This window comes from Algoriphagus boritolerans DSM 17298 = JCM 18970, from assembly GCF_900108085.1.
GTDB lineage: Bacteria > Bacteroidota > Bacteroidia > Cytophagales > Cyclobacteriaceae > Algoriphagus > Algoriphagus boritolerans.
The window spans coordinates 1-22,922 of record NZ_FNVR01000044.1 but is presented as its reverse complement, the minus strand read 5'-3'; the positions used below and the strand labels follow the sequence as shown (position 1 = coordinate 22,922).

General features: G+C 43.9%; 22 protein-coding genes. 13 read left to right on the top strand and 9 right to left on the bottom strand.

The annotated features are described in order from the left end of the window. Positions 1–195: transposase (locus C4S61_RS20570; protein ID WP_235010139.1), on the bottom strand; the 195-nt coding region annotated here is incomplete at its 3' end. Positions 196–594: 399 nt separating this feature from the next. On the opposite strand from C4S61_RS20570, the gene C4S61_RS20565 reads away from it, so the two are divergent. Together C4S61_RS20565 and C4S61_RS20560 are read left to right on the top strand one after the other, a co-directional pair. Further along, a complete protein-coding gene (locus tag C4S61_RS20565) occupies positions 595–1,068 on the top strand; it encodes a hypothetical protein (protein ID WP_103926668.1) in 474 nt (157 codons plus the stop codon). Positions 1,069–1,243: 175 nt separating this feature from the next. Continuing rightward, complete coding sequence (locus C4S61_RS20560) at positions 1,244–1,471, top strand: hypothetical protein (RefSeq protein ID WP_146064461.1); 228 nt, start codon at positions 1,244–1,246, stop codon at positions 1,469–1,471. 694 nt (positions 1,472–2,165) lie between these two features. Here the strand turns inward: C4S61_RS20560 and C4S61_RS21950 are convergent. The 3 genes from C4S61_RS21950 to C4S61_RS20545 form a co-directional block, all read right to left on the bottom strand. Beyond that, on the bottom strand, positions 2,166–2,312 hold the full coding sequence (locus tag C4S61_RS21950; RefSeq protein ID WP_160111291.1) for a hypothetical protein: 147 nt from the start codon (positions 2,310–2,312) through the stop codon (positions 2,166–2,168). 341 nt (positions 2,313–2,653) lie between these two features. Then, positions 2,654–2,962, bottom strand: coding sequence for a hypothetical protein (locus C4S61_RS20550; RefSeq protein WP_103926665.1), 309 nt, complete (start codon positions 2,960–2,962; stop codon positions 2,654–2,656). A 168-nt stretch (positions 2,963–3,130) separates the two neighbouring features. Next, positions 3,131–6,364: a type ISP restriction/modification enzyme gene (locus tag C4S61_RS20545; protein WP_103926664.1), complete on the bottom strand. Its 3,234-nt coding sequence runs from the start codon at positions 6,362–6,364 to the stop codon at positions 3,131–3,133. Positions 6,365–6,728: 364 nt separating this feature from the next. Between C4S61_RS20545 and C4S61_RS20540 the strand changes: the two genes are divergently transcribed. The 6 genes from C4S61_RS20540 (at position 6,729) to C4S61_RS20515 (ending at position 13,068) form a co-directional block, all read left to right on the top strand. Beyond that, positions 6,729–7,427 carry an SIR2 family NAD-dependent protein deacylase gene (locus C4S61_RS20540; RefSeq protein WP_103926663.1) on the top strand — a complete coding sequence of 233 codons (699 nt, stop codon included), beginning with the start codon at positions 6,729–6,731 and terminating at the stop codon, positions 7,425–7,427. A 92-nt stretch (positions 7,428–7,519) separates the two neighbouring features. Beyond that, a complete protein-coding gene (locus C4S61_RS20535) occupies positions 7,520–8,404 on the top strand; it encodes an NAD(P)/FAD-dependent oxidoreductase (protein WP_103926662.1) in 885 nt (294 codons plus the stop codon). 5 nt (positions 8,405–8,409) lie between these two features. Continuing rightward, positions 8,410–9,516: a serine hydrolase domain-containing protein gene (locus C4S61_RS20530; protein ID WP_103926661.1), complete on the top strand. Its 1,107-nt coding sequence runs from the start codon at positions 8,410–8,412 to the stop codon at positions 9,514–9,516. 10 nt (positions 9,517–9,526) lie between these two features. Then, positions 9,527–10,861, top strand: a complete 1,335-nt coding sequence (locus C4S61_RS20525; RefSeq protein ID WP_103926660.1) for a YfcC family protein — start codon at positions 9,527–9,529, stop codon at positions 10,859–10,861. Between the two features lie 18 nt (positions 10,862–10,879). Beyond that, positions 10,880–11,899 carry an L-glyceraldehyde 3-phosphate reductase gene (gene mgrA / locus C4S61_RS20520; RefSeq protein ID WP_103926659.1) on the top strand — a complete coding sequence of 340 codons (1,020 nt, stop codon included), beginning with the start codon at positions 10,880–10,882 and terminating at the stop codon, positions 11,897–11,899. Then, entirely contained in the window at positions 11,899–13,068 is a 1,170-nt protein-coding gene (locus tag C4S61_RS20515) for an MFS transporter (protein WP_103926658.1), read from the top strand. The genes mgrA and C4S61_RS20515 overlap by 1 nt, the downstream gene beginning before the upstream one ends. A 93-nt stretch (positions 13,069–13,161) precedes the next feature. Here C4S61_RS20515 and C4S61_RS20510 read toward each other — a convergent pair whose 3' ends face one another. Beyond that, positions 13,162–13,953: a hypothetical protein gene (locus C4S61_RS20510; RefSeq protein WP_200820625.1), complete on the bottom strand. Its 792-nt coding sequence runs from the start codon at positions 13,951–13,953 to the stop codon at positions 13,162–13,164. 199 nt (positions 13,954–14,152) lie between these two features. Between C4S61_RS20510 and C4S61_RS20505 the strand changes: the two genes are divergently transcribed. Beyond that, positions 14,153–15,277, top strand: coding sequence for a pyridoxal phosphate-dependent aminotransferase (locus C4S61_RS20505; protein ID WP_103926656.1), 1,125 nt, complete (start codon positions 14,153–14,155; stop codon positions 15,275–15,277). Positions 15,278–15,288: 11 nt separating this feature from the next. Next, the gene (locus C4S61_RS20500; RefSeq protein WP_235010137.1) at positions 15,289–15,819 is read left to right on the top strand and encodes a GNAT family N-acetyltransferase; all 531 of its coding nucleotides are present in this window, start codon (positions 15,289–15,291) and stop codon (positions 15,817–15,819) included. Between the two features lie 73 nt (positions 15,820–15,892). Here C4S61_RS20500 and C4S61_RS20495 read toward each other — a convergent pair whose 3' ends face one another. Continuing rightward, on the bottom strand, positions 15,893–17,251 hold the full coding sequence (locus C4S61_RS20495; protein ID WP_103926654.1) for an exonuclease domain-containing protein: 1,359 nt from the start codon (positions 17,249–17,251) through the stop codon (positions 15,893–15,895). 585 nt (positions 17,252–17,836) lie between these two features. Beyond that, positions 17,837–17,977, bottom strand: coding sequence for a hypothetical protein (locus tag C4S61_RS21945; protein ID WP_160111290.1), 141 nt, complete (start codon positions 17,975–17,977; stop codon positions 17,837–17,839). A 369-nt stretch (positions 17,978–18,346) separates the two neighbouring features. On the opposite strand from C4S61_RS21945, the gene C4S61_RS20485 reads away from it, so the two are divergent. The 3 genes from C4S61_RS20485 to C4S61_RS20475 all read left to right on the top strand — a co-directional run bounded on the left by C4S61_RS20485 (position 18,347) and on the right by C4S61_RS20475 (position 21,354). Further along, positions 18,347–19,894, top strand: coding sequence for a SulP family inorganic anion transporter (locus C4S61_RS20485; protein WP_103926652.1), 1,548 nt, complete (start codon positions 18,347–18,349; stop codon positions 19,892–19,894). Between the two features lie 37 nt (positions 19,895–19,931). Continuing rightward, on the top strand, positions 19,932–20,600 hold the full coding sequence (locus tag C4S61_RS20480; RefSeq protein ID WP_103926651.1) for a carbonic anhydrase family protein: 669 nt from the start codon (positions 19,932–19,934) through the stop codon (positions 20,598–20,600). An 85-nt stretch (positions 20,601–20,685) separates the two neighbouring features. Next, positions 20,686–21,354: a TetR/AcrR family transcriptional regulator gene (locus tag C4S61_RS20475; RefSeq protein WP_103926650.1), complete on the top strand. Its 669-nt coding sequence runs from the start codon at positions 20,686–20,688 to the stop codon at positions 21,352–21,354. An 80-nt stretch (positions 21,355–21,434) separates the two neighbouring features. On the opposite strand, the gene C4S61_RS21725 is transcribed toward C4S61_RS20475, so the two are convergent. Together C4S61_RS21725 and C4S61_RS20470 are read right to left on the bottom strand one after the other, a co-directional pair. Further along, positions 21,435–21,614, bottom strand: a complete 180-nt coding sequence (locus C4S61_RS21725; RefSeq protein WP_146064460.1) for a hypothetical protein — start codon at positions 21,612–21,614, stop codon at positions 21,435–21,437. 142 nt (positions 21,615–21,756) lie between these two features. Next, a complete protein-coding gene (locus tag C4S61_RS20470) occupies positions 21,757–22,161 on the bottom strand; it encodes a PIN domain-containing protein (RefSeq protein ID WP_103926649.1) in 405 nt (134 codons plus the stop codon). Between the last annotated feature and the right edge of the window lie 761 nt (positions 22,162–22,922).

Genomic DNA, 22,922 nt, shown 5'->3' with positions numbered 1-22,922 from the left:
GCGGGAGGAATAGCAATTTTCCAGATAGCCGTAAATGAGAATCTTCAACAGCATTCTGGGGTGGTAGCTACTGGCTCCGTTTGGCGAATAAAGCCGGGTAATCGAAGAAAGATCGATCTGGTCTATCACCGAATTCACCGTCCGGGCAGGATGGTGAACGGGAATGAGCTCTTCCAAAGTGGGGGGAAGAAGCATCAACTGATTGGGATTGTAGTCCTTAAAGACTACATTTGAGTCTTGTTTTTCCACACCTCAAAATACAAATTTTGAGTTAAACAAGAAAGGCTAGCCGAATAATCGACTAGCCTTTTAAACTATCTATTTTTGAGACAGCCTCTTAGCGGCAACGGAACCTCAAAGCTGAAAGGCTATAGACCACGCCGAGGTGGGGATTTGTATTGGTTTCCAGAACCAAAAGGATTTGGGGTATCAATGCAGCTTGTGCGACTGCACCATTATTATTCCTTGTTGACAAATTTTAAATAGGCAGTAAAAATCGAATACTAAGTATTGTTTTTTCATAATCGATTGATTAACTTTTACCTACAGTTTTATACTGTTTAAATAATTGTTTAACCAAAACTCATTTTTATCATGGAGAACAAAATTTCAATTGTGATTCCAGAGGAAGTCCTGAACGAAATCAGGGAATGCCTCACCAGAGCAAGGACACTAATGGCACCGTACGCTCAGTCGCTGACTCCAAAGCAGCGGCAGAAACTGCCCAAAATGTCCGATGGTACAGAAGCCTTCGTCATGAAGAGCCTGGAATTTATGGGATCAGATCCACAGTTTAACCCGCCCTACATCGATGTGGCCGAGCTAAAAAAGGATCTTGATGCCTACTTTCAACTCAAACCTTTTGACACCCTAGCCAAGCAGCTGTCCGATGAATTCAGCGACACGGTGATGCTGGCAGGATCGGAAGCGTACTCCGTCGCATTGGTGTATTACAATACCGTGAAGATGGGTGCCCGAATGAATGTGCCCGGTGCCAAAGCCATCTATGAGGAGCTGCGCAAGCGGTTTGAGAGCAATGGTAGCCGTGATAGTCGCACGGAAGAGTAGAATAGAGAAGTTGTTCAATCCCTTACTTAAGCCGGGCCGATGTGCCCGGCTGTTTTTTTGACAAAGAATCAAGCACCTACCCAAGCCAAAATTAACCTCAGTCTATTTTGAATTGACTTCAGTCGGTTCTAAACTGACTACAGTTTATTCTGAATTGACTCCAGTCTATTTTGAAATGACTCGGCTCTACTTATATATGACTCCAGTCGGTTCGGAAATGTCTCTAGTCTATTTTTATATGACTTCAGTCTATCTGGAATTGACTGCAGTCTATTTTGACTTGACTTCAGTCGGTTTTCAAGTGGGAAGGGGTACTTGCGAAGCCCCCCTCCCAATCGGAATTACCCAGCGGGATAGAAAAAAGGATATGATATGCACCGTCCCTATGGGACTCTCAAACTAGTTCTTATCCTTTTTTATCCAACCGTTAAAACGGCTGGCAAGAATATGGGTCGTCCCTATGGGACTATAAAAATTATGCTTTGAATACAGTTCTGGAAAACAATAATGCCGTAGGCATGACCGATCAGTTAGCCAGCCAATTCATTGGCTGGATCAGAAGATTTGAATAGGTTTTGAAAATGCCGTAGGCATGAACGATAGGTTTGGACGGAATTACAAATTCCGAAAAATATAAGGGTGTAATAGCAAATTATACCCAGCCATCAAAGAACCTCAAAGCTGAAAGGCTATAGACTACGCCGAGGTGGGGAAAAAGTTCGACCCTTTTAGGGTCGTGGGATGGTCACGTTATGTCGTTTACCACGGGTTGCACCCGCGGCTATTAAGAAGTTTGACCCCGTTCGGGGTCGGAATTTGATTATCGGCTATTGGGAAAAATGACCACAGAGTGGGATTATTTGAATCTTATATCGGAAAGGCAACAGTCTAAGCCTAGAGGGGTGTAGTTCGGAAGTCCAAGGTTTGATTCTTTTGATTTGGCTAAAGCCCTGTGATATTTGTGTTCAATTTTTGGAATGGGCTAAAGCACCATTCCTATTCATAGCCGATAATTACCTCAAAATGAATTGCCTCCTGCTTTAGCTGGAGGCAAGAAAATATGCAGCTGCCTCTCCGGGCTTTAGCCCAATCTTTCATTAGCAGTTGGGAGAAAAAATACCGTAGGCAGGGACGATATTTAGTAATCCAGACATAGTTCGACCCGCTTCGGGGTCGTGGGAAATCATGTGGGTATCGTCTTGTCCACGGGTTTCACCCGCGGCTATTGAGAGGTTTGACCCCATTCGGGGTCGGGAATCTGGCGATTTGGAAATAATTGAAATTTGGAATCAGAAAAGATTGGAGAAAAAAATGACGATCCTGAAAGGATCGAACTTCTCAATAGCCCTAGGTGAAACCTGGGGAAAAATGTAAACGATAACGAGGACGACAACCCTGAAAGGGTTGAACTTGTGGGAAATGGAATTACAAATTCCAAAAAATAATAAGGTAGTATAAGCCATAAGGAAAAAATCCGGGGGGATGTTCGTCGTCTTTTATTTTGGCATTAAAGAATAATCCAGTCTATTCGGTAAGCATCTTGACCTTGGTTGTTCTTTTCTAAAGTAATCTTTCTAACATAAATTTACTTACCGATTAGATTGTTGAAATTCTCTACGCATAGCTTTGGCCATTTATCACCAGTACCGTCATTTATATCCCATATTATATTAGCACCGGGCAACTGATTCAAAAAGTCATCACTATTCAATTGATAAAGCAATGGGTTCACTCTAGTAAAAACTTCAAAACCTTTCTCATACTCATTTTCCGGCTTCTCTTTCCAAGTTCCAACTCCCACTATTTTTATATTCTTATCTTGAACTATCTCTGGATCTATTGAAATATATTTTTCAAATTTATATACTCCTTCTGTAAATGAATCATATGCCATAGAAGCACTTAATGAGTCATATATTCTAATATTTTTTTTTTAAACTGTAAATATCAGATTGACTTAGATTATTAATGTCCAGTACTTTGATATTTTTTGGATCTACACCTGGAAATAATTTTGCAAGTTGTTCTGGAGTTAGTTCAGACATAATAATTTAATTTTTGTTTAAATGATATCAATTTCATCAATCTCCCCCATCACTCGATCCGTCTCAGTCAAGGCCTTAATGATTCTTTGATAATGCATAATATCTTCAAAATCTAGGATTCTTCCTTTGCGGTCTTTGAGCCATTTTTGGGCGGGTTGGTAGCCACCGATGTAGAAGTTCCAAGCAACTTCAGGGACGGAGTCGAAGTATTGTTCGGTGTTAATGTAGACCTTTCCAACTTTTAGACCTGACAGGTTTTCAAAACCTGTCAGGTCTGGGTTCGGTTCAAACCTTATCTTCTCCACCTCATTTTCTCCGCCTACGGGATATTGGGTGATGAACTGTGAGAGTGTTGGGCTTTCCATTAGGTGAAGCTGTCGGAGTTCGCTACCGAGCGCGACGAGCTTCCAGAACTTTTCCGCTTCGGTTGGATAGGGCACTCTCGGGAAGTCAATCTTCAAAAACTCCTTATACGTCTCCCGATAGCTTGGGCTATGCAGCACGGCATAGATGTAATCCAACAAATCGATCGGTGCGAAACTCCCTTCCGCTCCGGTCTTTTCTGATTCAAACTCCAACCCCAAGCCTTTCGCAATCTGATCCACGATTTCCATATTCAGATTGGGCGTGCGGGTCTCGGCCGAACCCAAACTTAACTGACCGGAAGTTTCGGGATAGAGGTAGAGGGGGAAAATTGAATTAGAATCATATGCACTACAAAGCTTATGGGTAATAAGGTTTTTAGATATAAAAAAGCAATTATCCTCTTTATTTATTTTTGGAATTACCAGTCCAATATTTTGACCTAGCAGAAAATTTTTCATGTATTTTTCCCTACCCCAGTCAACCATCTTTGGATGATAATAAATAAATCTATTATCAAAAGGTCTATGCGAAACTTCTTTAACGAACTCATCGTGATTGAAATTTCTAATAAAGGATCTTGCATCTACCAATTTCCATCCTCTAGAATCACCTGCCAAATATTTTCCGTCCTTCTTATTTCCAAAGAAAAATATTCTGGTCTCGTCGTCGGAATACCTAAAATTTGAAAACCGACTTATTTTTTCTAAGAGGTCAGCCCTTGTTTCATCTATTACTAAATGGTCTCTTGCTGTTACTATTCCTGTTACATTCACTTGAAATAGTTCCTCTAGTTTAAAACCTTGTTCATAATTTTGCTTTTCGCTTTCATCTTTTGGAACAAAAAACAAATAAGGCTTTTGTGGAAATAGTTGTTTGAATGGAACTGTTTTCAATTCATTATTGACTAAGAAATCATACTTATTTTCTCTTTTGCCAAATAAGTCAAAATGAAAAACTTTACTAAAATCTGATTCTTTTATGAAGCCAGTTTTTATAAAAAAAGTAATCGACACACCCTGTTGAATATCAAAAACATTTTCATCTTTTGAACCATCTGGAGAAGTCTCTTTTTTATTGCTATTTCCATGTAAATCAATCGTATAGATTTTATCAAAAGTCTTTAACAAATTCCAGCGCATTCCCCTGAAGGTAGGATTGTCCAAGAATCCATGTGGATTGATAAAAGCTAAGATACCGCTTCCATTTTTCTCTATATAATGCTGTCCGTAACGGATGAACTTGACATAGTCGTCATTGAGCCAATGCTTTCTCTCGTTGAAATGTACTCCATCGACATATTTATAATCATCGATCAGTTTCGAAATCCATTCTCCATTGTTGGATGATATTCCCGAATACGGCGGATTTCCAGCCACAATCATCACCGGCGCATCGCGTTTGATCTGATTGGCTTCGGAAGCTTCGGCAGATAGCCAGTTAGCGAAGAGGGTTCCGGTGTCCTTGTGGTATTCCTCCAGGGAATTGGTCAGGTAGATGCGGAAGCGCTGGTTTTTGGTTCCGGTGTAGCCGGTTTGCTTTAGCAAAAGATCCAGTTTCAGATGGGCCATGGCATAGGAAGCCATCAGGAGTTCGAAGCCGTTGATTCGGGGAAGCAGGTGATTTTCTACATAGCTGTTCCAGAGTCCTTGCTGCCCCTTCATCTTGTCGTAGATCTGCTGGATCGCCTCCGCCACAAAAGTGCCCGTGCCGGTGGCCGGATCTAGGAACTGTACCCGATGCACTTCCTGCTCGACTTCCCGCATGCCTCCCGAGAATCGTTTGTCGTGCGTGGGGATGGGCACTTTGATCTTGGTCTTGGAGGTGTCGGCCAAGCCCATCTGCAAGCCAAACTCAGTGACCAGGATCTCGTCCACGGCTCGGATGATAAAGTTCACCACGGGATGCGGCGTGTACCAGACCCCGCGCTGCTTGCGAAGCTTGGGATCGTATTGGGTCAGGAAGTCTTCGTAGAAGTGGATGATGGGATCCTCCATCTTGGTGGACTTGCCGAAGTTTTTGAGGATGGCATCCACATCCGCCGCACGGAAGATATCCGCCAGCGCATCCACGATCCAGGTGATCCGCTGATCGAGGTCGTATCCGGCGATGTATTGGAAGAGCTTTCGCAGGAAAGGATTGGACTTGGGGATCAGTTCCGCCGCTTCCTGTCGGCTAAAGGTATCGAGGGAACTGTCATAGAGTCGCGCCGCAAACATCCCGTAGGCAATGGTCTGTGCATAGACATCGGAAAATTGCTTAGGCGTAATGTCGTGGATCAGGATTTCCTTGAAGGCATTCATTTGCTCCTGCAAGGTGGAATTGTCCTGATTGATTTCGTCGCTTTCGAGCGCAGCTTGGATCACGTTGGCGAGAAGTCGGGCTTTACCGGCCATCATCTCGGCGAGCTTTTTGGAGCTTTTGATCGTCTGCCCGATGTGGGTGGTGAACTCCTTGATCAGGAGTTCGAAAGCGGGGAAGTTGTGCGGAAGGGGAAGGATTCTGCCTTGGTCGATCACTCCGATGCGGACGGAGGTGGCGAGTTCGCCATTTCGGAAATAGACGAATTCGAGGTAATCGGTAAAAATCAGGTTGTCCAGCGAACCTTTGTATCGGTCAAATTGCTCCTTGTTGCCGTTCTTTTTCACCCCATGCAAATCCGAATCTCCGATATCCTTGGCTTCGATGTAGCCGACGGGGATTTCTTTTTTGTTGGTCAGGATGTAATCCGGCGCACCACAGGCCTGTCGCTTGGGTTCGTTGGTGGCACTGATGCCGGGAGCAAGGGATTCGAGGAGGTTTTGCAAGTCTCCGCGAAAGGTATGTTCGGTGGCATTGCCAAGGCGGTATCGGGAATTGAGGGCGGAAAGGTAATCGACTGTGGTCATGAAAAAAGGGTGGTAAAAATTATGGGTAGAAATCTGAAGACCGCATTTTTAGAGGTCCAAGTTTGAAAACTTGAACCAATGTAAGGATCGAGCAATCTCAATCCCTAAAGATATCAGTTTGCCTGAAAACGAATAGCAGTTTCCTCAATGTGGACGGGAAATGTCGGGGATTTTTTTCCAACTTTTACGAATCCTAACTGCAACAGCTTTTTGGCTAAAGCCCAATACATCGGAATTTTTATAAGGAATGGGCTAAAGCCGCATTCCTATTGATACCAGTAAATCACAGAAATAGGATCCACTCCAACCGGGGATAGGTGCTGATATTTTGCTATTTTTCTGGCTCAATTATATCTCAATTTCAATGAACCGAAAAAAACTAGTCGTCCTCACCGGTGCAGGAGTCTCAGCTGAAAGTGGTATCCGGACTTTTCGTGACAGCAACGGGCTATGGGAAAATCATGACGTGATGGAAGTTGCCTCGCCTGAGGGTTGGCGAAAAAATCGAGCGTTGGTGCAGGAGTTTTATAATCAGCGGAGAAAACAAGCCCGGGAATGCCAACCCAATGCCGCTCACCTGGCTTTGGCTCAACTGGAAAAACATCTTGAAGTGCAGATCATCACGCAAAATGTGGATGACCTGCACGAGCGGGCCGGTTCGACGAAGGTACTTCACTTGCATGGGGAACTCTCCAAAGCGCAAAGCACCTTGGATCCCCGCCTGGTCTATCCATTGGATCACTGGGAAATAAAGGAGGGGGATCTCTGCGAAAAGGGAAGTCAGCTTCGACCGTTTATTGTCTGGTTTGGAGAAGCAGTACCCATGATGATACCGGCGATGAAAATCGCGGCCCAAGCTGATTTTTTTCTGGTTTTGGGGACTTCCATGCAAGTTTACCCGGCGGCAAGTCTGATCGATTACGTGCCAAAACCTGCTCCCAAGTACTTGATTGATCCTGCCCAACCGGATTTTTCGTTTCCCGAGAATATGACTTTTATTCAAAAGAAAGCAACCGAAGGAATGGCCCTTTTTACCCAATTAATTATCGAAAAAATTAGCTAATCCGGGTTAAATTGTAGTGCCAGGGATAAAATCACAATTTTTTATTTTAGATTAAAATTCCAATTAGCAAGTCCTCACCAACCCAAAAAACCATGCAATGTATAGTAGCCGTAATTGGCGTCGAGCCTTCAGGAATTACCGCCTTGAAGAATCTACCGGATCAGGGAATCCCGGCGGTGGCGTTTGACAGAAATGAAGCGGTGGGAGGCAATTGGATTTATTCCGAAAAAGAAAGTCATTCCAGTATTATTGAGACGACTCCTATCATTTCTTCCAAAACCCTCTCCCAATACGAGGATTTTACTTTTGACGAATGCGACTCAGAAGCGCCCGATTACCCGGACCATCACAGGCAGAGAGGGTACTTTCAAGCGTATGCCGAGAAATTCAACCTGTATCCCCATATCCAATTGGGCACGCCGGTGAAGCACTGTAAAGGGATCGATAGCCAAACTTGGGAAATCACTACCGAAAAAAACGGGTTGGACACCAGGGGCATCTCCCCCCATTTGGTCGTGTCAAACGGTCATCACCGGGAGCCCCGATTTCCTAATTACCAAGGAGAATTCAGCGGAGAATTTCTTCATTATTGGCTGAGTCATCCGTTTTTTGACAAAAACTTCATTGATTATTCGGAGGGTCCCGTGCCGCTCTACCTGAAAATGTTTCATCCGGACTACTGCAATCTCTACTTCATTGGCATGTTTCAGCCGCTGGGATGCATTTGGCCCGGAGTCGAACTGCCAAGTAAACTCATGGCGCAGGAGCTGATGGGGACCTGGAAGCGACCCAAAAAGATCCGTGAGCTCTGTGAAAAGCAAGTCACACCCGCCCACTATCGGCCTGTGAATTCCCCTCGCCATTCGGTTACGGTGAATTACCACCTGTTGATGAAAGCGCTCCGAAAAACGCTTCCAAAATCTCAGGTCTCAAAAATCCCGCAACAGAACATGGATTCAGAAATGGTTTCAACTTGAGTGGGATGAAGCGAACCATCAACTATATCTTGCTGGGACTGGCCTTTTGGTTCCTTTTGTTTTTGGGATGGGAATGGTGGCGTAGTTATCCCAAAGTCCGGCTCACGCCGATTTCCTTTCCTGAGTCCATAGCAGCAAGACTCGATTCCCTGATCGCTCAAAGGCTGCCCGAAAATCTGATTCCCGGAATTGCGGTAGGCATCATAAAAAATGAAAAAGTGACTTATCTCAAAGCCTTTGGGTATCAAAACCTCAAGACCAAGGATTCACTGACCCTGCAAAGCCTCATTCCCGTAGCATCGGTTTCCAAGCTTTTTACCGCGCTGACTTTGGCCAATTATGCCGTGGAAAAAGGAATTTCAATTGACACCAGTTTCAATTCAATATTACCGGGCAATCAACGATTGTCGTCAGATTTTGAACACATCTCACTGGCAGATCTCCTTAATCATACCTCCGGACTTACGGATCAAAGTAGCATTCGGACACTTTTTTCAAGTAGAGAAAACAGAAAACTCAGCAACCTGCCTAAACTCCTGAAAGTGCCAAACCTTGAAAACAAGGGTGTCCACTATGCGGATGTAAATTTTGACCTGATCGGGTTTTTATTGGCTGCGGTTGAAGGGAAAACCTTTGAGGAAGTAACAAGAGACCGAACCCTGCTTCCATCAGCAATGAAGAAGAGCGGTTTTGTGATGGAGTGGCCTGTAGATCCGCCTTCAGCATCCGGCTATCAGCAGACATTTTTATGGAAAAGACTGGAAGCCAGAACACTAAAATTCGAACGGTTTCCCTCGCCCTCCTCCAGCCTGGTCGTGACTGCCGAGGAACTGTCCAAAGCGCTGTTGCATCTGAGTCGGGAAAACATGGGGATCTTTGGAGATGAACTGGAATGGTTGAAAAACGGCAAATCCACACCTGCGGGATTTCAAAAGATCAAAATTGACAGTTCAGATTTTATCGGTCATTTTGGTGAGCAGGGTGGATTTAGCTCCCTGGTAATTTACTCCTCCGAGTTGGATTTGGCTGTATTTTTAATTTCCAACGCACGGGATAAGTCAGATTTCCGACGAACTATGGCAGAGGAAATTTTAAAAATTATTGTTCCATAAACCGGCACTAATGAAACTCTCTTTCCCACATCCCATTATCATCCTATTGCTGTTTATTTTTCTAGCTGGATTTTCCACTTATTTTATCCAATCGGGAAGCTTTGACCGGGTTTTGGATGAAGCGACTGGTCGGGAAGTGGTCATACCCGGAAGTTTCCGGCAGATCGAAGATGTCAATGTAAGTCTGAGTGCTATGCTACTTGCCATTCCCGCAGGGATCATCGCTAGAGCAGATGTACTGGTATTGATTCTGCTACTGGGAGGGGCGTTTTTTGTCATTGAGCGGACAGGGGCCCTTCAAGTCGGGATAGAGACCTTGATCTACCAATTTAGGAATCATCCCTATTGGCTTTTTTACTTGCTGGGATTTATCTGTTCGATTTGTGGTGGAGTATTTTACATGTCAGAGGAGTTTATTGGATTGATTCCGATCTTTATTTTGCTGGCGCGAAAGACAAACTATGATCTGAGAGCCATCCTCTCGATTGGAGTTGGATCTGCGATGATAGGGGCAGCATTTTCCCCGTTTAATCCGTTCGGTTCTATGCTGGCCATGAAAATTGCACAGGTAGATCCGGCAGAGGAGGCGGTCTTTCGGATGATCTTTTTTGTACTCGCTGTGTCGGTATGGATTAGCTACCATGCAAAGTTTGGAAAGGAAAAAAGTATCGGCGATCCAGCGGTGGAGATCAAAAAAGTAGCCATTTCTATTCGTCACCGCATTATTTTAGCCCTGACGCTGTTGGGCATTTGTCTGATGATATGGGGAGTGGCTTTCCAGGGTTGGGATTATAACCAAATGGGAGTCATGTTTTTTGTGATTGGATTGGTGTGTGGGATCGTTGGTGGATTGGGACTAAATGGGACGGCTCGTACGTTCTCTTTAGGCTTTAGCGAAATGATCTTTTCAGGAGTGGTGATAGGCCTGGCACAGGGGATCTACTTGATACTGGAGCAGGGCAAAGCCATCGATCCGATTATCTTTGGGTTATTGCAACCCTTAGAAAGCCTGCCTAATCAACTTGCTGTGGTAGGATTAGTTGTGTCCCAGGCGATCATTCATATCCCGGTGCCGAGTACCTCAGGACAAGCCGTATTGACCATGCCTTTGGTGACTCCCCTGACAGATCTCTTGGGGATGTCCCGGGAGATTGCCGTGTTTACCTACCAATATTCCGCCACACTGATGGACATGATGACCCCCACCAATGGGACAATTTTGGCGATTTTAGCTGCCGCAAATATAAAATTCAATCATTGGGTGGCCTATATCTGGAAATCCTGGCTTTTAATTATGGGCATTGGTTTATTGGCAGTAATAATCGCCTTATTTTCGATCTCTTAATGATAAACTCCTATACCTATGCAGATCAACGATCACAATCCACTCCTTCCGTATCAACCTGCCGCAGATCGCTACGAACAGATGCAATACCGCTATTGCGGAAAAAGTGGACTTCAACTCCCTGAAATCAGCCTTGGCCTTTGGCACAACTTCGGTCACAATGCGGATCTGACTTTGGGAAGAAAAATCCTACGAAGAGCCTTCGACCTTGGAATTTGTCACTTTGACTTGGCTAATAACTATGGGCCTCCTTTTGGTTCTGCTGAAGAAAACTTCGGTAGAATCCTGAAAAAGGATTTTCTCCCCTATCGGGACGAATTGCTGATTTCCAGCAAAGCAGGTTGGGATATGTGGCCTGGACCTTATGGAAATTTCGGTTCCAGAAAATACCTCATCGCCAGCTGCGACCAAAGCCTAAAGCGCATGGGACTCGATTATGTGGATATTTTCTACCACCATAGACCTGACCCGAATACCCCGCTGGAAGAAACCATGGGTGCCTTGGATCAATTGGTTCGGCAGGGCAAAGCACTCTATGTGGGCATCTCGCAATACAGCGCAGAAGACACTGCCAAAGCCTACGACATTCTGAAGTCCCTTGGTACTCCCCTGCTGATCCATCAGCCTCGCTACAGCATGCTCGACCGCTGGGTGGAGAATGGACTGCTGGATGTCTTGGGACAAAAAGGGATCGGAAGCATCGCATTCTCACCGTTGGAGCAGGGAATGCTGACGGACAAATACCTGAAAGGAATCCCGGCCGACTCCCGTGCCGCAAAGGATGGGCGCTACCTAAAGCCTGAATCCCTGGCTCCTGAGAAACTGCAAATCATCGGAAAGCTTAACGAATTGGCTTTAAAAAGAGGTCAATCCTTAGCCCAAATGGCCATCGCCTGGCTGCTGAAAGATCCACGGATCACCTCCGTGCTGATCGGTGTATCCAAACCTGAGCAGTTGGACGACAATGTGGCTTCTGTTCACAACTCCACGTTCAGCTCTGAGGAAATTAATCAAATAAAAACGATCCTGAAGGCCTAATGCCAAAACAGATCACCTCCCGAAGTGCCCTGATTTTGATCGTCATTGCTCAATTTTTGGGCACTTCGCTTTGGTTTGCCGGAAATGTAGCTGCACCGGAACTGGAACTGCTATTGGGATCCAGCGGTCTCCTGTCCTGGATCACCTCCGCCGTCCAATTGGGTTTCATCATCGGCACCTTTCTGTTTGCCTTTGGGTCAATTTCAGATCGCTATTCCCCTTCGAAGGTCTTTTTTGCCTGCGCCCTCCTCGCGGCGGCAAGTAATATTTTTATAATCCTTTTTCCTTTGAGCCTATTTTCTGTACTAGGCTTTCGCTTTCTAGTTGGCTTTTTCCTTGCCGGCATCTATCCAGTAGGGATGAAGATCGCATCGGATTATTTTGAAAAAGGACTGGGTTCAGTCTTAGGCTTTTTGGTTGGAGCTTTGGTGTTGGGGACCGCATTTCCATTTCTTATCAAAGCACTTGGAGCAAAAATCTCCTGGGAAGTCATCCTTTGGGTTACATCGGGTCTAGCGTTGGTCGGAGGAGTGATGATTGGATTTTTGGTGCCAAACGGTCCTTTTCGAAAAGCCACTACCGTCTTTGATCTTGGACTTTTGCCCAAACTCTCAAAAATAAAAGCCCTTCGATCTGCCTCCTTCGGTTATTTTGGACACATGTGGGAGCTCTACACCTTTTGGGCTTTTCTCCCATTATTGATTTTAGACTTAAAAAATGAGCCAGACTTCAGCAGTTCAGATTCATTTTGGACGTTTGCAATTATAGCTGTAGGTGGGCTTTCCTGTGCTGTTGGAGGCTTGCTTTCAGGGAAAATCGAGAGCGAAAAGGTAGCGCTCTTCAGTTTGGCAGGATCAGGTTTCTGTGGATTGATACTTATTTTATTTCCCGAGATGCCGTTGAGTTTTGTCCTTCCATTCCTTTTGATTTGGGGTATTTTGGTCACTGCTGATTCGCCTCAATTCTCCACTCTTGTGGCACAGGGTGTTCCTGCTGAATATCGAGGCACGGCCTTGACGCTTGTAAATTCCATAGGATTTGGCTTGACTATCCTAAGTATTCAGCTCAGCCAAGCCCTAAGTGTTTACTTTTCTCCACGGCAGTTTTTGGGTTGGCTGGTCATTGGGCCACTAGTCGGAATATGGGGGTTGAAGCACTTCAAAAAGTAAACCTTGCTTCTAGTCAATCTCAACGCTAGGTGTTGGATGAAAAAAAAGAGGCCTCTTTCGAGAACCTCTTTGCTAGCAAGTCTAACCGGACTACTATCTAACTACATTTTCAAGATTGGCAAGGTAAATCCACTTTTGGTCCCTGGAGTTCAAACCAGCATTTACGGCTTTGCGCTGGTCTTCTGTTTGATTCATATCTTCATAAGCCTGTGCGTTGAAAAACTGCACATAATCCTTGTAAAGATTAACTGTAAGGTGAGTGGATGAAGCCTCAGAACCCTGTGGAAGCGCGGCCCGAAGAAAGCTCCAATGCCCCATCATTCCCTTGTCAATTCGGCTTTGGTGGATGGGTTTAAACACTTCTATCTCTGCTTTTTCATAATCGGAAAACTTTCCTTCCACTGCTTTCATCAAATCAAATGACGCCAATACTCCGGGTTTATACTGGAAGTTGTCATTGGTAGAGGCAAGTTCTCGCATATAAAGTCTTACCGGTAATTCTCTGATTGCAAGGGACTGTTGGTAGAGGGTTCTGACCTGAGCATCCGAAAGATGCGGATAGGCAATCTTCGTGTATTCAATCATGGCTTCGTCATCCAATCCATTCATCATTTTCACGGGATCATCATAATGGGTCACCATGATGTATTGAAATTCTCCCTGCTCAGAACCACTCTGAACTTTCCAAAAGTCCCAACCTTTGATCCGCTTGTCATTTAGGGCCTGTCTGTAGACCTTTTCTGTCAAATCTTTAAACTCGATGTAGTCAAAAAGCTGGTCTTTCTCCACCTTGATGAATTCGAATACCGAATACTGAGTTTGCTGGGCATGAAGTACACTTGTCCAAAGCAACCCACCAACCAAGAACGCTAAAAACTTTTTCATGATAATTTGGGGTTTAGGGTATATTGTGCTTCGAATAATTTAAAAATTAATTTTGTAAAAAATCAATTTTCAAAATAAAAATTTTTTTTTAAGAAGTTTACCCAATGAATCATCCTTTAAATAAAGAGTAGCAAATCATGTAATTTTTCTAAAACTATTGGGGAAAGCTTAGTATTTTAACAATCAAAACAGAAATTCAATGAAAGGACTATCAAGAAGAGATTGGCTGAAAAGAACTTCACTTGGAAGTGGATTGGCACTTTTGGGAGGCACGGGGATCGTTTCTTCGCTCAGTGCTGAAGAAATAAAGAAGTATAATCCACGACCCTTGGCAGGTCCGATCCGATTGGGTTCGAATGAAAATCCCTATGGCCCATCCGAATCCATGCGGAAAGCCATGACGGCCGCATTTGACAACGGCTGCCGCTACCCTTGGGGATATAATGCTTCACTCGTCAAGATGATCGCCCAAAAGGAAGGCGTTCCTGAGGATCACATCGTGCTGACGGCAGGCTCTACCGAGGGTCTGAAAGTAGCCGGGATCACCTTCGGACGAGGTCGGGAAATCATCAGCTGTACGCCCACATTCCTTTCCATGATGGAGTATGCAGAACTTTGGGGAACCGAAATCAACTGGGTTCCGCTAAACAAAGATCTTGACTTTGACCTGGACGAAATCGAAAAGCGGGTGAGCTATGAAACTGGCTTGGTCTTCCTCTGCAATCCAAACAACCCCACCGGAAAACTCCTGCCGGCAGATCGGGTCATGGATTTCTGTGAGACCGTCAGCAAGCGCACCGTAGTATTCAGCGATGAAGCCTACTACGATTACATCACCGAACCAAATTATCCCTCCATGGTGGAGTTGGTCAAAAAAGGATATGATGTGGTCGTTTCGCGTACACTTTCCAAGGTGTATGGCTTGGCTGGAATACGAATGGGGTACTTGATTGCCAAACCCGATTTGGCACAGAAACTCAAAGACCGTGTGGTAGCCAACACCAATATCATGGCCATCGAAGCAGGAAAAGCAGCCTTGGCAGACAGCGATTTTTACAAGTTTGCACTTCTAAAAAATGAAGAAGCAAAAGGTATGATCATTCAAACTTTGGATGAGATGAAACTACCTTACTTGGAATCTCACGCCAATTTTGTCTTTTTCCAATCCGGAAAAGATATCGAAGAGCTGGGAAATATTATGGCCCAAAAGGGATTTATAATTGGCAGGCCTTTTCCCCCGCTCAATGATTGGTGCCGGATTTCGACCGGAACGATCGAGGAGATCGCACTTTACAACCAAGCCATCAAGGAAGTACTTGGCTGATGATGGATCGTATGATTACTCTGGAAAATGATTTCGTCCTGCTGAGACCACTGACTTGGCAGGACTTTTCGTTGCTTCAGCCGCTTGCCTCAGAACCGGATATGTGGGTTTATTTCACGCATGATCTCAGTATTCCTGAGGAGTTTGAAAAATGGGCGGAACCCCACTTCCAGGAGGAGCGACTTCAATTTACCATCGTGGAAAAATCCACAGGAAAAGTCGCCGGGGCTACGGCTTTTGGGAATTATTCAGTACGGGATCAGCGGGTAGAAATCGGTTGGACCTGGCTGGGCAAAGCTTTTCAGGGAACGGGAATTAACCAATCCATGAAAAAACTGATGCTCGATTACTGCTTTGGTGAATTGAAATTAAAACGGGTCGAAATCAAGACCGATGTGCTGAATATGCCTGCCCGAATGGCCTTGCTTAAGTTCGGTGCCGTAGAAGAGGGAATCCTCCGAAGCCACACCCTGATGACACACGGCAGAAGAAGAGACACGATCTATTACAGCGTGATCGAGGGAGAATGGCTGAAAAAGTAGGCATGGCAGTTTTCAGTTGGCAGCGTTGGAATTCAGCAAACTCAAGTAAGAAAGCTGAAAATGTAAATCTGTGCTAACTGACAGAAAAAACCCGCATCTTTCCCAGATCGATTTGATGGATAAATTGCCTGAGAATGTAGAAAGTCTCAGGAACTTTAGGTACAACCTCCAGCTCTTCAGGTTTTGGAAAATCATCACTTCTCAGGAAAGAGTATCGACTAAGCATTCCGCCTTCAAAATAACAGTACACGTTCTCCCCTGCTTCTCTGCCGGGAAGATTCAGCATCAAGTCTCGTTTTGATTTTTTGATCAACGAAATAAATTCTTCCACCCGGGCATTGTACGACTCGGGAGTCTCAGCTGATTTGCACGCTCCAAGGCAAGTCTGATCTTGGATTTGGGCACAGGTTACTTTTCGGAGGCCGCTGAGTTTTTGGCAAAGCTGATAGGTTTCTATCCCTGTTTTGAGAAATTGATTGGCCTCCTCAGCCGAAAAGAAGGACTCTAATGGACGAATATTTTTGGTCACTTTGGCCACCTGAAACCGGTAATAACCCGATCCATCCTGGTAATGAAACAAGCCCCAAAGGGTCTTGGGCATTTTCATCGCCGAGTTGTACATAGGCCAAAGTCGCTTGATTTCCAAGGTTTCAAAGAGCAATGCCATGAATTCAGAACCGGTGAGTTGCCACTGAAGATCGACTACTTCCGTTTTCAATTGCTGCTTCAGTTGCGGCAAAACCTGACCGGAAAAATGGCCTTTGAATCGCTCCCGAATATTCAGTGCCTTTCCTACATAGATCACTTTTCCTTTGCTGTTGAGCATGTAGTAAACCCCACAGGATTCCGGGATTTGCTGGAATTTGGCAAGGGGAAAATGTGGTGGGAGAAACGCCTCGCCTGTATTTCGTTTTAGGGAAGAAAAAATAACATCCTGCCGCTCTTTGATCATTCTATCAAAAAGCAAAGCCGTGGCCTTGGCATCTCCCATTGCCCGGTGTCGTGCGAGAATCGGGATTTTTTGATTTTCACAAATTCTTCCCAAGCTGTAAGATCTAAGGCCGGGAAACACTTTTCTGGATAATCTGACAGTACAAAGCTTTTGAGAGTTGAGGTCTTTTCCGATTTTGAGAAAAGCCTCCCGGATAAAGCCAAAATCAAAATTTACCGAGTGAGCGATAAAGACCCGATCCTCCAGCAGCTCCCAAAGTTCCTTGGAGATCTCCTCAAAAGTAGGCGCGTCTCGCACCATCGCATTGTCGATCCCGGTGAGACCGGTGATGTAGCTGGGAATAGTTTGTTGAGGATTGATCAGCGTTTGCCACTCTCGCACAATCGCTTCTCCGTCATGAATCAAAACCGCAATCTCAGTAATGCCTCCCCCACGCGGAGATCCTCCTGTGGTCTCAATGTCTACGATGGCAAATTCCATGGGATAAAGTTAATCCAAAGCATCAGGAATTGGCAATTAAGGACATGAAATCGAGCATGCCCCCTTCGGTGACTCACAGAGGGATGATTATAAACCATGGGAGATTCTCCCGAAGAAAAATCGGGACAGGCTATCTGACCATTGAAAAATAAATTATAAACAGATGAATTGGCAGTTTAAAATGAAGTTAAGGGTTGAATCACTGATGGTTCAAGGTTGAAAAGTGGTATGGTTGGGTGATTGGGAATTCTCTTCCGGCTTCTGTAGATGCGGGTTAACGATGAAAGGGAATTGCAAATGCAAGAGATTATGGGTCGGAACTGCAAATTCCAAGCAGCGGAGTATACTTATTCATTTTGTAGGGATAGCATCGGCACCCATTGTAATTCGCAAGAATAAGTATTAGTATTGTATAATGATAGTTTTACTAACTACTTTAGAACTAATACTGACAGCTGTCACGAAAAAGCCTGTTATAATGCCTTTGGTGCTGGTTTTTGTAGCTTGCCTGGAGGTTCATTTCGTTAGCAAAAAGGTTTCAAATGACACTATTACCAGGGTAACATTTTCCGCGACAGCAACGCATCACATCCCTTTGACCGTCCCATTTTCGACAGGGGAGGCGTCCTCAGAAACAGAGGCGTCCTCAGAAACTAAGGACAATATTTCAGAAGACGATGAAAACATCATGGACTTTTCGGCGACTTCGCTTTCACTCCATTCCATTTGGTGCGCCTTTCATAATCTAAAGAATTCATTGCTTTCAAGCTCTCTCAGCCGTCCATTTACACCTCCCGAACTCAGGTCTAAATTTGAATTGACTGTCGGTTCTCCATTGCGTACCATTTGTCAATGTAATCTAAAAAAAAGCAATGGTGCTAAAAAAAATAATTCATTCTCCATGCACTTTAGAAAATGAAATCGAGCATGACGAAGATCGTCACACACTAAGATGATTATAATGCATGCGAGATTCCATCTGACCAATAAATATCAAATTATAAACAGATGAAATGCCCATGAGAAAAATTCTCACACAGGAGGATGATTATTCGGAGCATTCCATGTGACCATAAAAAATCAAATTATAAACACATGAAAGACTTGTTTAAAAATATCAAACATGATTTGCCTGCCAGTATAGTTGTATTCTTTGTTGCTGTGCCGTTGTGTTTGGGCATTGCACTGGCATCGGGCGCGCCTCTGTTTTCAGGAATTATCGCTGGCATAGTCGGAGGTATTGTAGTAGGTCCAGCCAGTGGTTCGCCATTAGGTGTAAGTGGGCCTGCCGCAGGATTGGCAGTAATCGTTTTAACATCCATTGCTTCGCTTGGGGGTTCCTGGGAAGCGTTTTTGACAGCAGTAGTTCTCGCTGGCATAATTCAACTTATCATGGGTTATGCCAAAGCAGGATTCATTGCATACTTCTTTCCTTCCTCCGTAATAAAGGGGATGCTTACAGGCATTGGGCTTTTGATTATTCTGAAGCAAATTCCGCACGCATTGGGATGGGATAAAGATTTTGAAGGAGACGTTTCGTTTTTTCAAGCAGATGGAGAAAATACGTTCTCCGGAATTATTAATGCGTTTCAGTTCTTTACTTCAGGAGCAGTTCTTATAGCCGGAATTTCATTAGCCATACTCATCCTATGGGAAACGGTACTGACGAAAAAACATAAGATTTTCGGAATGATTAACGGTCCGCTGGTTGTGGTGATTGTGGGTATTCTGATGAACTATCTTTACCAAAATGGAATATTGAATTTCACTTTAGCTGCCGATCAGGTGGTAAGTATTCCCGTTCCGGAAAATTTAGCGGGTTTCTTAAGCGAGTTCAGGTCGCCTGATTTTTCGATCTTATCAAATTTGGAAGTGTATAAAGTCGCGATCGTGTTGGCCATTGTTGCCAGCCTGGAAACGCTGCTTTGCGTAGAAGCCACTGACAAACTTGACCCCTACAAAAGAATCACACCCACAAACAGAGAACTGAAAGCGCAAGGTTTGGGAAATGTGGTTTCCGGGCTAATTGGTGGCCTGCCCATTACACAGGTTATCGTTAGGAGTTCAGCAAATATTTCATTTGGCGGCAAAACAAAAATGTCCGCCATACTTCATGGATTTTTCCTGTTGATTAGCGCTGTTACCATAGCCGATGTCTTGAATATGATTCCCCTGGCAAGTTTAGCCACTATTTTGCTGTTGGTGGGATACAAATTGGCAAAACCATCTCTCTTTAAGGAGATGTATAAATTGGGTTGGGAACAATTCATTCCTTTTACAGCCACAGTAGTAGCTATTTTGACAACGGATTTGTTAAGAGGGATTATCGTGGGCTTACTGGTGGGTATTTTTTACACATTACGCCACAGTTACCGTAACTCACATCACATGAAAAAAATAGTTACGACCGAAGATGGCAGGCAAACTTATGAACTGGTGTTGGCTGAAGAAGTTTCATTTTTTAATAAAGCAAATGTCATAGAAGCGTTGAATATTATTCCTGAAAATTCCAAAGTGATTATTGATTGCTCAAAATCTAAATCAATCGCCTATGATGTAGTCGAGTTAATAAAAAATTACGAGAGTAATGCCAAAACCAAAAATATAACGGTCGAGAAAATCAACTTTATTGAACCGGCTTAACATTAAAACCTATTATAATTTCTAAAAACTAAAAATCATGAAAACACTCACAAAAGAACAGCGGGATTTAATTACACCTCAGGGAGCCATCGATCTCCTGAAAAAGGGGAATGAGCGATTTGTCAACAACCTGAAAATGAACCGTAACCTGCTGCAACAGGTAAATGAAACATCCGATGGGCAACATCCTTTTGCTGTGATTCTGAGTTGTATTGACTCACGTACTTCAGCTGAACTCATTTTTGATCAGGGCTTAGGTGATATTTTCAGCGTAAGGATCGCGGGCAATATCCAAAATGCGGATATCCTGGGCAGCATGGAGTTTAGTTGCAAAGTGGCTGGGGCAAAGGTTGTGGTGGTGCTTGGCCATACGAAGTGCGGAGCGGTAAAGGGTGCTTGCGATCATGTAGAAATGGGTAACCTGACTACACTATTGGAAAAACTAAAGCCAGCTATTGAAAGTGAAACATCAGTCACATCAAACCGCAATGCTAAAAATTCAGAGTTTGTAGAAAAAGTCGCCTCAATCAATGTAAGGAATACCAAGAAACAGATTCTGAAGAACAGTCCTATTCTAAGGGATATGATCGAGAAGGGTGAAATTGCCCTTATCGGTGGGATGTATGATGTTGTAACCGGAATCGTTGATTTTTATGACGATGAGATTGTTACAGCAGAGACATTAGCTAAGGAAACCATTGCCTAGTCATAATTCCATCAAACCAGCAGTCCTTATAACCCCTTCCGGTCAGTTTAAAGGACTGCTGGTTAACCAATAAACTTAGCATCAAATGGAAAGCCATATTCAATTAAAAATTGATGAGAATGTTTTTACAAAAGACCCCTCTTCGTCCGAACTCGGTAAAAAAATAATCGAAAATAGCATTGCCCTTATTGATGAACTTGGCTTTGAGGCCTTTACTTTCGGGAAACTTGCCGACAAGATCCAGTGCACGGAAGCTTCTATCTACCGATATTTTGAAAACAAACACAGGTTGCTGATTTACCATCTCACTTGGTACTGGACATGGATGGAATACCGGCTCACGCTGGCAACAGCCAACATTAAATCACCCGAGGAACGATTGAAAATTGCCATCCGACTACTAACATCACCTCTTGATCAGGAATTCCGCATACCCCAGGTGGATGAGGCCGCACTATACCGAATTGTGATTGCAGAATCACAAAAAGTATATCTTACAAAGAATGTCGATGAGGAAAACAAGAAAGGTTTGTTCTTCAGTTACAAAAGGCTTTGTAAAAAAGCCGCAGCAATTGTGAAGGAAATAAATCCTGAATACGGCTATCCTACTGCTCTTATTTCCACAATTGTAGAAAGCTCCTATGACCAACGATACTTTGCCAGACATTTACCCTCTCTTACGGAAATTCCTAAAGACAAGGAAGATGGCATTACGGAGTATTTAACTGAGTTGGTGTTTAAGGCTATCAAATAAATCATCAGGGGTTGGCCACATTGGTTGATAGTTTTCTACTTTTTGGACTCCTACGTTTTTTATGTACCACAAATTCCGAATCAATCCCCAAAAGCACCACCGGTTTTGTGCAACCTAATATTCGGTGTTTTCCCACACCATGCAGCGTAGGGTAGTTTGATGGCTGCTCCGGCAAGCCGCCATCGGAGGGCCTCTCTATTGATCTCTCCATAGTCCTCCATCCATTTCAAAGCATTCGACCTACTTTTAAGTCGATTCAAGTCCCACACGTCGGGATTCAGCTAAGAAACGTGGGGCATTTCGAAGGGATTCCTTTCCACCATAGTAAAAGTTAGTTCGGGGGATAAACCTTTCCCTTGCCATCGGCCGCCCCATGTTTTCTTAGGTGCTGTTACAGAGAGGTTATTTTCTTTCCGCCCAGTTTTCTAACTTCAGGTTTTCTAAGTACCTGAAGTCTTTAATATTGTCTGTTACTAAAATCATTTTGTTAGCTAGTGCAGTAACACCTATGATCAAATCAAATTCATCATGCATAGGTGTTCCGTTTTTTCTTAGAAAGACTTTGTTATTGGCATACTGGTCTACTATCCCAAAAATCGGTATGATGGTTAGTCCTTTTACAAATTTATCAACCGAATTGTGAGATTTTTGGGGATCATCGCTGTTTTCTGCTCCGTATTTCAGTTCAAAAACTGTTATTTCAGAGATGAAACAATTCTCAAGACCTTTTTCCTTGATGATTTCATCGAGATGGAGTTTACCTCTCAAAAAAAATACACATATACTCGTGTCTAGCAAAAATTGCATATATCAAATTTTCAAGTCTTTTGATCTGAATTTCCTGCTTTCCCTAATATCCTTTATGATTTCTTCGGCTGGCTTTTCTGAAGCAAATCCTCCGAAGGAACTGAAAAAATCCTTTTCTTTAGACTTTCTCCCTTTCCTTATAGATTTCGCAAGCCGTTCTAGCAGCTCTAATTTGCTTACTGAACTCAAACTTTCAAAAAGCTCAGAATAAGTTTCAATGATATGGCGTTCTGCATGTGTCATAGCCTAAATTTTAATAAATATATTAAATTACATCATAAAACTGATTTTCATTTTACTTGGTTCTTCTTCAACTTCCCAGTAACGGTTTGGCGCTTGGCGCAGTGGCGGATTTCGGAGCACTAAACTGTCAACCTACCACTAAACCCCAATTGAAAAACTGAACTTGAATTTAACCACTTCACCCCGCCTGACGCAAAACCCGTGTTGCACTAAACCTGCGGTAGTTTTACCAAGTAGCAGCCGGAAAGAGGTAACTTTTTAGCTCATTCATAAACTCTTATTAATCATGAAAAAAAAGAGAACCTCCTCCAGGCCGCTTGCTCCAAGATAGCGGGATTTGCTGAACTACTGGCCAAGTTTGAGCAAAAAGTTACTGTTGCTGGCAAAAGTCAAAGTACCCTCACCAACTATGGCCGTCATCTGGCCAAACTCGCCCTTCACTTCAATGAATTGCCTACTGAAGTAGATCCAGACCGGATCAATGATTACCTGCATTTGGTCAAGCGGGGGCATAACAC

Coding starts and splice junctions, on each gene's coding strand:
- C4S61_RS20565 (WP_103926668.1), top strand. CDS start 595: ATGGAGAACAAAATTTCAATTGTGATTCCAGAGGAAGTCCTGAACGAA.
- C4S61_RS20560 (WP_146064461.1), top strand. CDS start 1,244: ATGACTCGGCTCTACTTATATATGACTCCAGTCGGTTCGGAAATGTCT.
- C4S61_RS21950 (WP_160111291.1), bottom strand. CDS start 2,312: ATGGGGTCAAACCTCTCAATAGCCGCGGGTGAAACCCGTGGACAAGAC.
- C4S61_RS20550 (WP_103926665.1), bottom strand. CDS start 2,962: ATGGCATATGATTCATTTACAGAAGGAGTATATAAATTTGAAAAATAT.
- C4S61_RS20545 (WP_103926664.1), bottom strand. CDS start 6,364: ATGACCACAGTCGATTACCTTTCCGCCCTCAATTCCCGATACCGCCTT.
- C4S61_RS20540 (WP_103926663.1), top strand. CDS start 6,729: ATGAACCGAAAAAAACTAGTCGTCCTCACCGGTGCAGGAGTCTCAGCT.
- C4S61_RS20535 (WP_103926662.1), top strand. CDS start 7,520: ATGCAATGTATAGTAGCCGTAATTGGCGTCGAGCCTTCAGGAATTACC.
- C4S61_RS20530 (WP_103926661.1), top strand. CDS start 8,410: ATGAAGCGAACCATCAACTATATCTTGCTGGGACTGGCCTTTTGGTTC.
- C4S61_RS20525 (WP_103926660.1), top strand. CDS start 9,527: ATGAAACTCTCTTTCCCACATCCCATTATCATCCTATTGCTGTTTATT.
- mgrA (WP_103926659.1), top strand. CDS start 10,880: ATGCAGATCAACGATCACAATCCACTCCTTCCGTATCAACCTGCCGCA.
- C4S61_RS20515 (WP_103926658.1), top strand. CDS start 11,899: ATGCCAAAACAGATCACCTCCCGAAGTGCCCTGATTTTGATCGTCATT.
- C4S61_RS20510 (WP_200820625.1), bottom strand. CDS start 13,953: ATGAAAAAGTTTTTAGCGTTCTTGGTTGGTGGGTTGCTTTGGACAAGT.
- C4S61_RS20505 (WP_103926656.1), top strand. CDS start 14,153: ATGAAAGGACTATCAAGAAGAGATTGGCTGAAAAGAACTTCACTTGGA.
- C4S61_RS20500 (WP_235010137.1), top strand. CDS start 15,289: ATGATTACTCTGGAAAATGATTTCGTCCTGCTGAGACCACTGACTTGG.
- C4S61_RS20495 (WP_103926654.1), bottom strand. CDS start 17,251: ATGGAATTTGCCATCGTAGACATTGAGACCACAGGAGGATCTCCGCGT.
- C4S61_RS21945 (WP_160111290.1), bottom strand. CDS start 17,977: ATGGAATGGAGTGAAAGCGAAGTCGCCGAAAAGTCCATGATGTTTTCA.
- C4S61_RS20485 (WP_103926652.1), top strand. CDS start 18,347: ATGAAAGACTTGTTTAAAAATATCAAACATGATTTGCCTGCCAGTATA.
- C4S61_RS20480 (WP_103926651.1), top strand. CDS start 19,932: ATGAAAACACTCACAAAAGAACAGCGGGATTTAATTACACCTCAGGGA.
- C4S61_RS20475 (WP_103926650.1), top strand. CDS start 20,686: ATGGAAAGCCATATTCAATTAAAAATTGATGAGAATGTTTTTACAAAA.
- C4S61_RS20470 (WP_103926649.1), bottom strand. CDS start 22,161: ATGCAATTTTTGCTAGACACGAGTATATGTGTATTTTTTTTGAGAGGT.